At 62.5% G+C, this 13,259-nt stretch carries 11 protein-coding genes; 8 read left to right on the top strand and 3 right to left on the bottom strand.

The annotated features are described in order from the left end of the window. The first annotated feature begins 155 nt into the window (after positions 1-155). From M5B98_RS03610 to M5B98_RS03640, 7 genes are all read left to right on the top strand, one after another. Positions 156-677, top strand: coding sequence for a DUF4142 domain-containing protein (locus M5B98_RS03610; protein ID WP_248741844.1), 522 nt, complete (start codon positions 156-158; stop codon positions 675-677). Positions 678-917: 240 nt separating this feature from the next. Continuing rightward, the gene (locus M5B98_RS03615; RefSeq protein ID WP_248741845.1) at positions 918-1,769 is read left to right on the top strand and encodes an STAS domain-containing protein; all 852 of its coding nucleotides are present in this window, start codon (positions 918-920) and stop codon (positions 1,767-1,769) included. A gap of 3 nt (positions 1,770-1,772) precedes the next feature. Then, positions 1,773-2,135 (top strand): STAS domain-containing protein, encoded by a 363-nt coding sequence (locus tag M5B98_RS03620; protein WP_007959463.1) that lies wholly within the window; start codon positions 1,773-1,775, stop codon positions 2,133-2,135. After that, positions 2,132-2,536 (top strand): anti-sigma regulatory factor, encoded by a 405-nt coding sequence (locus M5B98_RS03625; RefSeq protein WP_248741846.1) that lies wholly within the window; start codon positions 2,132-2,134, stop codon positions 2,534-2,536. The genes M5B98_RS03620 and M5B98_RS03625 overlap by 4 nt, the downstream gene beginning before the upstream one ends. Further along, the gene (locus M5B98_RS03630; RefSeq protein WP_248742167.1) at positions 2,533-3,543 is read left to right on the top strand and encodes an ATP-binding protein; all 1,011 of its coding nucleotides are present in this window, start codon (positions 2,533-2,535) and stop codon (positions 3,541-3,543) included. The genes M5B98_RS03625 and M5B98_RS03630 overlap by 4 nt, the downstream gene beginning before the upstream one ends. Continuing rightward, positions 3,536-4,411 (top strand): sensor histidine kinase, encoded by an 876-nt coding sequence (locus tag M5B98_RS03635; protein WP_248741847.1) that lies wholly within the window; start codon positions 3,536-3,538, stop codon positions 4,409-4,411. Before M5B98_RS03630 ends, M5B98_RS03635 begins: the two co-directional genes overlap by 8 nt. Beyond that, entirely contained in the window at positions 4,401-6,344 is a 1,944-nt protein-coding gene (locus M5B98_RS03640) for a response regulator (protein WP_248741848.1), read from the top strand. Before M5B98_RS03635 ends, M5B98_RS03640 begins: the two co-directional genes overlap by 11 nt. 95 nt (positions 6,345-6,439) lie before the next feature. On the opposite strand, the gene M5B98_RS03645 is transcribed toward M5B98_RS03640, so the two are convergent. The 3 genes from M5B98_RS03645 to M5B98_RS03655 all read right to left on the bottom strand — a co-directional run bounded on the left by M5B98_RS03645 (position 6,440) and on the right by M5B98_RS03655 (position 12,033). After that, the gene (locus M5B98_RS03645; RefSeq protein WP_248741849.1) at positions 6,440-9,070 is read right to left on the bottom strand and encodes an excinuclease ABC subunit UvrA; all 2,631 of its coding nucleotides are present in this window, start codon (positions 9,068-9,070) and stop codon (positions 6,440-6,442) included. A 29-nt stretch (positions 9,071-9,099) separates the two neighbouring features. Beyond that, a complete protein-coding gene (locus M5B98_RS03650) occupies positions 9,100-11,211 on the bottom strand; it encodes a hybrid sensor histidine kinase/response regulator (protein WP_248741850.1) in 2,112 nt (703 codons plus the stop codon). A 132-nt stretch (positions 11,212-11,343) separates the two neighbouring features. Continuing rightward, positions 11,344-12,033, bottom strand: coding sequence for a GntR family transcriptional regulator (locus M5B98_RS03655; RefSeq protein WP_085710119.1), 690 nt, complete (start codon positions 12,031-12,033; stop codon positions 11,344-11,346). A 139-nt stretch (positions 12,034-12,172) separates the two neighbouring features. On the opposite strand from M5B98_RS03655, the gene M5B98_RS03660 reads away from it, so the two are divergent. Then, positions 12,173-13,258 (top strand): ABC transporter ATP-binding protein, encoded by a 1,086-nt coding sequence (locus M5B98_RS03660; RefSeq protein WP_248741851.1) that lies wholly within the window; start codon positions 12,173-12,175, stop codon positions 13,256-13,258. Position 13,259: the final 1 nt, after the last annotated feature.

Below are 13,259 nucleotides of genomic sequence, written 5' to 3' on the forward strand. Positions count from 1 at the left end.
CATTACCAGAATGGCCTTGGTTGTACCCTTCTGTCGACCACCTGTCAGACCAGCGGTGGCCGTTCGTCGCCCTGAGGCAAATACGATAAAACCTTACGCCGCAGGCTTCCCTCCATTGAGTAACACCCCCAAAACATCTGCGTGGAGAAACACCAATGGACGGATTCAATCTGCGTCATCTCGCCCTGGCGATCGCCTTGAGCACCGGTATGGGCAGCGCCTTCGCCGCGACCTCCAACAGTTTTGTCGATAACGCGGCGGCCGGCGGAATCGCCGAAATCGAAGCCAGCCGTCTCGCCCTGGAAAAAAGCCAGTCGGCGGACATCAAGGATTTCGCCAACATGATGATCACCGACCACGGCAAGGCCAACGATGAATTGGCGGCCATTGCCCAGGCCCACGACATCGAAGTGCCTGACAGCACAACGCTTGTGAAGCAGGCGAAAGAAAAAATCCTCGATATGCGCGATGAATCCTTCGATGCGGCCTACGCCAACAACCAGGTCAAGGCTCATGAGGAAGCCATCAAACTCTTCGAGAAAGAAGCCAACACCGTGACCGACGACCAGGTCAAAGGCGCCACCGAACTCAAGGGCTTCGCCCAGAAAATGCTGCCCGGCCTGGAAAAACACTTGGCAGCCGCGAAGGAATTGCAGGCCAAACACCCGAACAAATAAACGCCAAACGCACAAAAGGGCCGCATCCAGAGGATGCGGCCCTTTCATTTCTGCCCTCGAAGTCCGCCAAAAAACCTCCGCCGCCACCCACGCCGACTAGAGTTACCGGAACGTTCCTTGCGGCAGGTCAAAAATATCCGCGCGGGAACGAACAACTATTTCATACGGCAAATGTCATTCATTTCGCGCCGGTCGTTTTCCTGCACACCGGCCCCTCATTCGCGACGGAGCAACAGGCACATGGCAGCACTGCAGAACAGCACACTTGATGCGATGAAAAACAAACAGGCACAACTGCTGGCTGAATGGACTCGAGGGCTGGTCGACAGCGGTGCCACCCGCAACCTCAAAGACCACGACGTACAGCAGCAGACCAGCGAGTTCCTGCAACTGGTGATCAGCGGTCTGGAAAACGACAACGGCACCAACATCGCCGCGCAGGGCTGGGAAAACACTCGCCAGTTCCTCGAAAAACTCTCCCACAGCCGTGCCCTGCTCGGTCAGGACTCGCAACAAACCGCCAGTTTCATTTTCTCGCTCAAAGGCCCGCTGTTTGCCTTGCTGCAAAACCATTACCAGGATCAACCGGCCCTGCTCGCCGAACAACTCTGGGAAATCTCCGAACTGCTCGACGCTTTCGGCCTGCACACCATCCGCACCTTCCAGAAATCCCGTGAAGCAGTGATCAAGCGTCAGCAAGAGGAACTGCTGGAGCTGTCCACCCCGGTGGTCAAGTTGTGGGACGGCGTACTGGCGCTGCCGATGATCGGCACCCTCGACTCGCAACGCACGCAAGTGGTGATGGAATCGCTGCTGCAACGCATCGTCGACACCGGTTCGGAAATTGCCATCATCGACATCACCGGCGTGCCGACCGTCGACACTCTGGTCGCCCAGCACCTGCTCAAGACCGTCACCGCAATCCGCCTAATGGGCGCTGACTGCATCATCAGCGGCGTGCGCCCGCAGATTGCCCAGACCATCGTCCACCTGGGCCTCGACCTGCAAGGCGTGGTGACCAAGGCCAACCTGGCCGACGCCTTGAAGCTGGCCCTGACCCGCCTGGGCATCACTCTCGCCAAGACGGTTTAAGCGATGGAACGTATCCCGATTCTCCAGATGGGCGACTTCCTGCTGGTGACCATCCAGGTCGACATGCATGACCAGCTCGCCCTCACCCTGCAGGACGATCTGTCCGAGCGCATCAGCAAGACCTCGGCGCGCGGAGTGCTGATCGATATCTCGGCGCTGGACATGGTCGATTCGTTCATCGGCCGGATGATCGGCACCATCTCCGGCCTGTCGAAAATCATGGACGCCGAAACCATGCTGGTGGGCATGCAGCCGGCGGTGGCGATCACCCTGGTCGAGCTCGGCCTCAATCTGCCCGGCGTCAGTACCGCGCTGAATGTCGAGCGCGGCATGAAACTGCTTCAGGAACGAGTACGCCAGCAATGACGGTGCGCAGCAGCGGTACGCAACCGATCAACATCGAGCAGGACGTGGTGCTCGCCCGGCAACTGGCGCGCAAACTGGCCACCGAGTGCGGCATGCGCCTGATCGACCTGACCAAACTGGTGACCGCCGTCAGCGAGCTGGCGCGCAACACCATGGTGTATGGCGGGGGCGGCGACATGGACTGGCAGATCCTCGACGACAACCACAAGGTCGGCCTGCGCCTGATCTTCCGCGACGAAGGCCCGGGCATTCCCGACATCAAACTGGCGATGACCGATGGCTGGACTTCCGGCAGCGGTCTGGGCCTGGGCCTGACCGGCGCCAAGCGGCTGGTGGACGAATTCGAACTGGACACCGCGCCCGGTGCGGGTACTCGCGTCACGATTACCCGATGGACATGAACATCAGCGGGAGCCTGACCCGCGTGTTGCCGATCGAAGAACTCAGCCAGATCGGCCATGCGCGTCGCACGGCACAGCAACTCGCCGAACAGCACGACTTCGATGAGCGCGATGCCGGGCGTGTCGCGCTGGTCGCCACGGAACTGGCGAGCAACGTGCTCAAGCATGCGACGCACGGCGAATTGCACCTGCGGGTGTTGCAGCGGGTCGACGGTTTCGGCATTGAAATGCTCTCGGTCGACCGGGCCGGAGGTTTTGATCTCGACGCCTGCATGGCCGACGGTTTCTCCACGGGCGGCACTCAGGGCATCGGGCTCGGCGCGGTATCGCGCCAGACCGAGGTGTTCGATGTCTACGCCGACGCCCGGGGCGCAGTATTGCTGGCACGGCTGTACCCGCGCACCGACCGGCAGCCGGATCTACGGTTCGGCGTCAGTCAGCATTCACTGCACAACGACCCGGCGTGCGGCGATGTCTGGCACCTGGCAATCAACAGTACGGATATCAGCGCCCTGATCGTCGACGGCCTCGGCCATGGCGAAGACGCCGAGCGTGCCGCCCGGGCCGGAGAAAAAACCTTCGCCCTGAGCCCGTTTGCTTCCCCGGTGTTACTGATGGAAGAACTGCACCGGGAAATGATCGGCACCCGAGGCGGCGCAGTAGCATTTGCTCAGTTTCATGGCCAGAGCAACAGCCTGACCTTCGCGGGTATCGGCAACATCGGCGCCAGCCTCGTCACCGCCGACAAATCCCGTGGACTGGCCTCGCACCCGGGGATCGTCGGCGCCCAATTCCGAAAAGCCCAGCCCTTTGACTATGCTCACGTGAATGGACATCTATTGATCATATACAGCGACGGCTTGCAGTCCCGTTGGAACCTTCAAGACTACCCCGGCCTGGTGCATCGCCATCCCGCCGTGATAGCCACCGTCCTGCACCGCGACTTCTGTCGCGGCCGCGACGATGTAACGGTGCTGGTCGTTGCCCTGGAGGCCGCCCATGGCTGAGTCCCCGACCTTGAGCAGCGCAGAACAGAGCGCGTTGATCGCCCAGTTGCAGAGCGAAACCGCCGCGCTGCGCGAAGAGCTCGACGAAACCAATCAGGGCGTACTGGCCCTGTATGCCGAGCTCGACACCCAGGCCGAGCAACTGCGCCAGGCCTCGGACCTGAAAAGCCGCTTCCTGTCGTACATGAGCCACGAATTCCGCACCCCGCTGGGTTCGATCCTGAGCATCAACAGCTTGCTGGCCGACGAACTCGACGGCCCGCTCAGCCCGGAGCAACACAAGCAGGTGGCGTTCGTCAGCAGCGCCGCCCGGGAACTCAGCGACATGGTCGACGACCTGCTGGATCTGGCGAAAATCGAGGCCGGGCGCATCACCATTTCCCCGGCGTGGTTCGACATGTTCGACCTGTTCGCGGCGTTGCGCGGGATGTTCCGGCCGATTGTCGACGCCACGGCGGTGGACCTGATTTTCGAAGAACCGGTGGGCCTGCCGCGCCTGTACACCGACGACAAGAAGCTCGCGCAGATCCTGCGCAATTTCATCTCCAACTCGCTGAAGTTCACCACTCGCGGCGAAGTCCGGGTCTCGGCACGGCTTGAAGGCCAGGACAAAGTGCGTTTCGCCGTCAGCGACACCGGCATCGGCATCGCCGCCGAGCTGCACGGCACCCTGTTCGAAGACTTCTCCCAGGTCGATTCACCGCTGCAAAAACGCCTGCGCGGCACCGGGCTCGGGTTGTCCCTGTGCAAACGCTTTGCGGCGCTGCTGGGCGGCGAAGTCGGGGTGGAAAGCGCACCGGGGGTCGGCTCGACCTTTTTTGTGATCATCCCGTTGGCGATCGCTCTGGAGAACGTCGATGAAACATGACATCCGCCTGTTGATCGTCGACGACAACGTCGCCACCCGCTACGCCCTGCGCCGGCGCCTGGAGCGCCACGGCTACGAAGTGCTGGAGGCCGGCACCGGCGGCGAAGGCCTGGCGCTGATCGCCGGCGAGGCACTGGATGCGCTGATTCTCGACGTCAACCTGCCGGACATGAGCGGCTTCGATATTGTCCGTGAACTGCGCGCCGATCCCGGCACCGCCCTGCTTCCGGTGATCCATGTGTCGGCGGCGTCTATCCAGACCGGCGACATCATCACCGGCCTCGACGCCGGGGCCGACGCCTACCTGATTCACCCGGTGGACCCGGACGTGCTGCTGGCAACCTTGCGCACCCTGCTGCGGGTGCGCGACACGGAAAATGCCCTGCGCGAAAGCGAGGCGCGCTTCCGGGAAATCTTCGTCAATGTCTCGGCGCCGATTGCGGTCATCGATGCATCCCTGAAAGTCCACGAGTGCAACCACGCCTTTGCCCAACTGATCCAGGACAACCGCGACGCGCAGATCCTCGACGAGTGCTTTGCCGAAGATCAGGGCGCCATCCTCAAGGAATTGCGCCTGCGACTGGTGGACGGCGAACGCTGGAAAGGCACGCTGAACATGCGTGTGCAGGGCGAAATCCGCGAAACCCAGTGGCAGATTTCCCCGTACCGCACGCCGGAACTGAGCCTGGTGTTCGTCGAAGACGTCACCGAACACCGTCACCGCGAACGCTCGCACCTGGCGCGACTGGACGACACCACCACGCAACTGGCCAAGGAAGTCGCCGACCGGGTACGCGCCGAAGCGCAATTGCTGCAAGTGCAGAAGATGGACGCGCTGGGCAAGCTCACCGGCGGCATCGCCCATGACTTCAACAACCTGCTGACCGGGATCATCACCAGCCTGGAACTGATCCAGAAACGCGTCGCCGATGCCCGTCTCGACAAGGTGCAGTTCTACGCCGACGCCGCGCTGAATTCGGCAATGAGCGCCGCATCGCTGACCCATCGCCTGTTGGCCTTCGCCCGGCAACAACCACTGGACACCCGGCCGGTGGACATCAACGATCACGTGCGTTCGCTCGAAGAATTGCTGGTGCGCACCATTGGCGAACGCATCGCCCTCAAGCTTGAGCTGACCACCAAACCGGCCATCGCCCTGGTCGATCCGATTCAACTGGAAAGCGCCGTGCTCAACCTGGTCATCAATGCCCGGGATGCCTTGCCGCAGGGCGGCAATATCTGGGTCAGCACCTATGCGGCGTACTCCCATGGCGACCCGAATCTGACCGATGGCTCTTACGTTGCGCTGTCGGTGCGCGACGACGGCACCGGCATCGAGCACAGCTTGATCGACAAGGTGTTCGACCCGTTTTTCACCACCAAGCCATTGGGTCAGGGCACCGGTCTGGGGCTATCGACGATTTACGGTTTCGCCCGTCAGTCCGGCGGCGATGCACACATCCGCAGCGTCGCCCGGCGCGGTACCGAAGTGACCATCATGCTGCCGGCCACCAGCGACCCGACGGCCGTCGATCTGGTGCCGCCAGCGGTCGATCCGCAAGGTTCCGGCGAGCATGTGCTGATTGTCGAGGACATGCCGTCGGTGCGGCTGTTCGTCACCGAAGTGCTGGAGGACGCCGGTTATCGCTGCACCCAGGCCGGCGATATTGAAACCGCCCTGGAGCGCTTGCAGAACGATCCGTCGATCAATCTGCTGCTGACCGACGTCGGCCTGCCGCGCATGAGCGGTCGCGAACTGGCGGACGTCGCCCGAGGCTGGCGCGAGGGGTTGCCGATACTGTTCATGACCGGCTACGCGGAAACCGCGATCAACCGTCAGGTGTTTCTCGGCGCCGGCATGGACATGCTGGTCAAACCGTTCCAGATCAGCGAACTGCTGGACAAGGTGCGCCGCACGCTCGACGGCGCCTGATACACCGCTATCGCCAGCAGGCTGGCTCCCACATGAAGCACCAGAAACCTGTGGGAGCCAGCCTGCTGGCGATGACAATATTCGAGGCGCTACGCCTAGCGGCTGAGAGCACGGACAAGAAACGGCGCAGTCCGGCTTTTCTTGCTCGCCGCCACTTTCTGCGGTGTACCGGCCACAACAATCCTGCCGCCCTGATCTCCAGCGCCCGGACCAATGTCGATCACCCAGTCGCTCTGCGCCACCACGCGCATTTCGTGCTCGACCACAATCACCGTGTGCCCTGCGCTCACCAGATTGTCCAGTTGCTCCAGCAGGCGGTCGACGTCTCGCGGGTGCAGCCCGGTAGTGGGCTCGTCCAGCACATACAACGTCGCACCACGCTGGTTGCGCTGCAATTCGGTCGCCAGTTTGATCCGCTGGGCTTCGCCGCCGGACAACTCGGTCGCCGGTTGCCCGAGACGCAAGTAACCGAGGCCGATGTCGCGCAGCACCTCCAGTGAACGGCGGATCGCCGGTTGCTCGGCAAACACCGTCACCGCCTCGTCCACGGTCATTTGCAGCACCTGAGCAATGCTCAACCCCTGCCACTGAATCGCAAGCGTCTCGGGGTTGTAACGTGCGCCATGGCAGGTCGGGCACGGCGCATAAACGCTGGGCATAAACAGCAATTCGACACTGACAAAGCCCTCGCCTTCGCAAGTCGGGCAACGGCCCTTGGCGACGTTGAAGGAAAACTGCCCGGCGTCGTAGCCCGCCTCTTGCGCCTGAGGGGTGGCGGCGAACAGCTTGCGCACGTTGTCGAACAGCCCGGTGTAGGTCGCCAGATTGGAACGCGGTGTGCGGCCGATGGGTTTCTGATCGACCTGCACCAGACGCTTGATCGACTCCAGCCCTGCGCTGATCTGGCCGCTACTGGCTTGCGGCGTGTCATCTTCCAGATTGAGTTCTTCCGGCTCGGCGTCACTGCTGCGACCGAGCTGCGCCCCGACCAGCTCCAGCAGCGCCTGACTGACCAGACTCGACTTGCCCGAACCCGAGACCCCGGTCACCGAGGTAAAGCAGCCAAGCGGAAACTCGACGCTGAGGTTGTTCAGGTTGTTGCGCGTGACGCCGTCGAGCTTCAGCCAGCCCGACGGTTTGCGCGCAGCGCGGGTCGGCCGTTGCTGTTCGGCGAACAAATAGGCGCGGGTCTGGGATTGCTCGATGGCTGAAAGCCCGGCAGGCGGACCGCTGTAGAGAATCTGCCCGCCCTTTTCACCCGCCGCCGGGCCGACATCGATCAACCAGTCGGCGCGGCGCATGGTGTCCAGATCGTGCTCGACCACAAACACACTGTTGCCGTCAGCCTTGAGCCGCTGCAAGGCCTCGAACAACGCTTCGCCATCGGCCGGATGCAAACCGGCGGAGGGTTCATCAAGCACGTAAATCACACCAAACAATTGCGAACCCAGTTGCGTGGCCAGGCGCAGGCGCTGCAACTCACCGGACGAGAGAGTCGGCGTACTGCGTTCCAGCGCCAGATAACCGAGGCCGAGATCGGTCAGGGTGCTGACCCGCTCCAGCAAGTCCTCGGCAATACGCTGCGCCGCCAGGCGTTTTTCCAGCGACAGGTTGGGCGTGTGGCGCACGTCCGGCGCGTGTGAGTGACCGCTGGCGCCATGGGCGACGCGCTGCTGGCGGGCTTCGCGGGTCTGGTTGTGGGTCAGGGTTTCGCCGGTTTCATCGGCGTGTTCCAGCCAGCTCGCATCCGCCACCGGCTTCAAGACCTCAGCGACTTGCAGAAGCGGCATCCGCGACAACTCGCCGATGTCATGCCCGGCAAACGTCACCGACAGCGCCTCGCGCTTGAGGCGCTTGCCATCGCACAACGGGCACAGGCTGCCCAGCATGAATTGCGACACGCGCTTCTTCATCAGCGCGCTTTGCGAATGGGTGAAGGTGTGCAGAATGTAGCGCCGGGCGCCGGTGAAGGTGCCTTGATAACTCGGTTCCATCTTGCGCTCTAGGGCAGCGCGGGTTTCTTCCGGCGTCAACCCGGCGTACACCGGCACCGTCGGCGTTTCCTCGGTGAAGAGGATCCAGTCGCGCTGCTTTTTCGGCAGCTTGCGCCAGGGAATATCGACATCAATGCCCATGGTCACCAGGATGTCGCGCAGGTTCTGCCCCTGCCAGGCCAGCGGCCAGGAGGCCACGGCGCGCTGGCGGATGGTCAGCTCCGGATCGGGCACCATCAGGGCTTCGGTCACTTCATAGACCCGACCCAATCCGTGGCATTCCGGGCAGGCACCTTGCGGCGTATTCGGCGAAAAATCCTCGGCGTACAGCATCGGCTGGCCCGGCGGATAACTGCCGGCACGGGAATAGAGCATGCGGATCAGACTCGACAGCGTAGTCACGCTGCCCACCGACGAGCGCGTACTGGGCGTGCCCCGTTGCTGTTGCAGCGCCACTGCCGGTGGCAGCCCGTCGATGGAGTCGACGTCCGGCACGCCGACCTGATCGATCAGCCGCCGCGCGTAGGGCGCTACCGATTCAAAATAGCGGCGCTGCGCTTCGGCATACAAGGTGGAGAACGCCAGTGATGACTTGCCCGAGCCGGACACGCCGGTGAACACCACCAGCGCATCCCGGGGGATGTCGACATCAACGTTCTTCAGGTTGTGTTCACGGGCGCCGCGCACGCGAACCATGCCGGCGGCGGAATTTGAGCTGCGCTTGGAAGTCATTGGCCAGCCTTGGTCAGGGGATTCGAAGCTCAGGCACTGAGCACGGAGCGGATCATCTGCAACAACGCTTCGGGGCCGTAAGGCTTGCCGAGCAAATGGGTGTCGGGGCTGAGCTGGTGATTGCGCGAGATGATGTCGCGGGTGTGGCCAGAGGTGAACAGCACGGCCACCGGCGGCATTTGCACCTTGGCCCACGCCGCCAGATCGGAGCTTTTGATCAGCCCGGGCATGACCACGTCGGTGAAGATCAGGTCGACCCGGGCGCCTTCCAGCAGCATCTGCATGGCTGCGTCGCCATTGCCGGCGATCAGCACGCGGTAGCCTTCTTCGCGCAACAGTTCGACCGCCGAAGTGCGCACGGCTTCGTTGTCCTCGACCACCAGAATGGTTTCATTGCCACCGGCCTGCTGACGGCGCACGCCAGGCGTCTCATTGATCAGTGGCCGCAGACTGCGCGGGAAATACAACTGCACCCGCGTGCCCTCGCCGACCTGGCTGTCAATCTCGACATGCCCGCCGCTCTGCTTGACGAAGCCGAACACCATGCTTAATCCGAGGCCGGTGCCCTGGCCATCGGCCTTGGTGGTGAAGAACGGCTCGAACACCTGCTCCAGCATATGCGGCGCAATGCCGACGCCGCTGTCACTGACCGAGACCCGAACGAAATCCCCCGGCACGATGCCCTTGCCGGCGCAGAACGCCCGATCCAGCGACGTGTTGGCGGCGCCGAGGACGATGGTGCCCTCGCCCTTCATGGCATCCCGGGCGTTGATTGCCAGATTGAGAATGGCGTTTTCCAGTTGATTGCGATCGACGTTGATGTGCCACGGTTCTTCGGGCAGTTGCACGTCGATCTGAATGGTTTCCCCCAGTGCCCGTTGCAGCAATTCCCCGACGCCTTCGAAGATTTGCCGTGGATCGCACACCGCCGGGGACAGCGGCTGACGGCGGGCGAACGCCAGCAGCTGCGAGGACAGCTTGGCGCCGCGCTCCACCGCCGCCAGCGAGGCGCTGACGCGGCGTTGCACGTTGGCATTGTTCGGCTCGTGCCGCGCCAGCAGGTGCAGGTTGCCGGCGATCACTTGCAGCAGGTTGTTGAAGTCGTGAGCCACGCCGCCCGTAAGGCCGCCGATGGCTTCGAGTTTCTGCGACTGGCGCAATTGCTCTTCGGCGTTGAGGCGTGCTTCCACTTCATCAGCCACGCGCTGCTCAAGGTTGCGGGTGAATTTGAGCAGGGACTCTTCAGCGGTCTTGCGTTCATGGATGTCGATCAGTACCCCGGGGAAACGGTACGGCTGGCCTCGTTCATCGAACTCGCAACAGCCGCTGGCCAGCACCCACAGATGGCTGCCGTCGGCGCGGATCACCCGGTACTCGGCGTTGTAGGGCTCGCCGGTGCGCACCGAGTTTTCGACGCACTCCTGCACCCAAGGGCGGTCATCGGGATGAATGTGCGCTTCGGCAATGTGCTGCGGCAGGTTGGTCAGGTCCTGATCCGGGGGGAATGAAAAGGTCCGGGCGAAGCGCTCGTCCGCCGACAACACGTTGTTTCTCACGTCCCAGACAAACGAACCGAGCAATGCCCCGGCGTTCAGCGCCAGACGCACTCGCTCGTTGTCGGCACGATAGGCGTCTTCGGCGGCCTGGCGCAGGCGTTCGGACAGCACCAGTTCGGTGGTTTCCACCACCATCGCCATCACGCCTGCCGGAACCCCGGCGTCGTTGGCCACCGGGCTGTAATAGAGGTCGAGCCAGACATCTTCGGGCACGCCGTCGCGCAGCAGTACCAGATCCTTGTTGCGATATTCCAGGGTGCCACCCGCCAGGCAGGTGTCGACCACATGCCGGTTGAAGTCGGCGACTTCCGGCCAGCCCAGTTCCACCGGCACACCGAGCAGGTACGGATGACGCCCGCCGGCAAAGCGCGAATAGGCATCGTTGTAGATCATGTAACCGGCGTAGCCCCAGAGCATGACCATCGGCAACGGCGAGGCGAGCATCAGTTGCACCGTGTTGCACAGGCTGGCCGGCCAGGTTTCGAGGGGCCCCAGATCCGTGCCGCTCCAGTCGAACGCACGGATTCGCCCGGCCATCTCGCCTTGCCAGCCGTCACACCCATGGCTATCGGATAAAAACTGCATTGGCTGCTTCAACGCCTTGTGGTTGATCCGGTTCAATCGCTGCGCGTTCAAGCGTCGCGCCCGTCTGTTTCGAGCGCACCGGGCAACGATGGTTTCATTAGAGGTATAGCCGATTTCACCCTTGCCCGACGCTCAGACTTCGATCAGGTGTTTGAGCGGGTGGTAGCCGGTCTTGAGCTTCGCAGCGACGTCGAGAATCGCCTTCTGGATGCCGTCCAGGTGCATGCAGGTCAGTTCGATGGCGGCGCTCTGGTTACCGGCCTCGATGTACTCGATCAATCGCAGGTGCTCGTCGTCGCGGCAGGCTTCGTGGCTGTCGTCATCCAGCGCGGCAGCATACAGCGAAGCGCGGGAAATCAGCTTCTGGAACCAGTCGAGCAGCACCGGGTTGTTCAGGCTGCGGGCCAGTTTGAGGTGGAATTCGCCGAGCAGGTGAATCAGCCGCTCGTGGTCGCCGGCCGCATGGGCTTCATCTTCCAGCAGCAAATGCTCGCGCAGGTCCTGCATCGCGGCAGAGTCCTTGCGCCGGCACAGCTCGGTGACGATGCCGATTTCGATCAGGCGCCGGGTTTCGAACAGCGAACGGATCTCTTCATCACTGGGCAGCGACACCGACGCACCTTTATTGGGCTCGGTGGTGACCAGTCCGTCGGCCTCCAGTTGCTTGAGCGCGGCGCGAACCGACGTGCGGCTGACATTGAACAATTCCGCCAGCGACGCCTCACCCAGTTTCATCCCCGGACGCAGCGAACGCTTGCTGATCGCCTCGTAAACCCCTTGGTAGACGCGGTCGACCGTGGTTTCCGTTTTCTTTTCGGTCATTTGAAAGCTCCTTCGATGCTGGCAACGCGACCCGGCGAAAGACTCAGCCAGGGAAATGGGGGTTGCACAAGCAGATTAATCCGGGTATTTCTAAATTGCATTCAGATATTGCATACAATAATTAGAGGATTGCACCATTATGGGTCAACCAATAGCAATTGAAGTGCGTAATGTCTCCAAACGGTACTCCGACGATCCCGGCCTCGCGCCAGCCCTCGACAATGTCTCGGTGAACATCGCCGACAATGAGTTCTTCACCCTGCTCGGCCCCTCGGGCTGCGGCAAAACCACCTTGCTGCGCACCATCGCCGGATTCGAACACGTCAGCGACGGCGAGATCCGTCTGGCGGGCGAAACCGTGAATCACCTGCCGCCGTTCAAGCGTCGGGTCAACACCGTGTTCCAGAGTTACGCGCTGTTTCCGCACATGAGTGTCGCGCAGAATATCGCCTTCGGCCTCGAGATGCAGGGTCTTGATCGCAAGACGATCCCCGGACGGGTCGACGAGATGCTCGCGCTGGTGCAAATGGAGCACCTGGCCGGGCGCAAACCGGCGGAATTGTCCGGCGGCCAGCAGCAACGCGTGGCTCTGGCCCGGGCTCTCGCGCCGAAGCCAAAAGTGTTGTTGCTCGATGAGCCGCTGTCGGCGCTGGATTTGAAGCTGCGCAAGGAAATGCAGGTCGAACTCAAGCGCGTGCAGCAGGAAGCCGGGATCACCTTCATCTTTGTCACCCACGATCAGGAAGAAGCCCTGACCCTGTCCGACCGGATTGCGGTGATGTCTGCCGGCAAGATCCTGCAGATCGGCACCCCGACCGACATCTATGAACGCCCGCAGCACCGGTTCGTCGCCCAGTTCATCGGCGACATCAATTTCCTCCCCGGCCAGCTCAAGCGTGGCGAGCACAACCAGAACCTCTTCGTGCCCAACGGCATGCCGGTGGAAATCCCCTGCCCGCCACAAGGCGTCAATGGCAGCAGCGTGCAACTGGCGTTTCGTCCCGAGCGTTCGCAACTGGTCACGGCGGATCAGCCCCATCATCTGCGCGGGGTGATCGAGGCCGTGCTGTATGTCGGCACCGCGACCCTGTACCAGTGCCGCTTGAACAACGACATCAAAGTCATGCTGCGGGAAAACAACGAAGGCCTGAGCGCGTGTCGCGCGGTCGGCGAGCCCGTGGCGGTGCACCTGCCGCCCCAGGCCTGCCTGTTGATGGAGGCCTGAG

It is taken from the genome of Pseudomonas sp. MWU12-3088 (assembly GCF_023242405.1).
Lineage (GTDB): Bacteria > Pseudomonadota > Gammaproteobacteria > Pseudomonadales > Pseudomonadaceae > Aquipseudomonas > Aquipseudomonas kribbensis.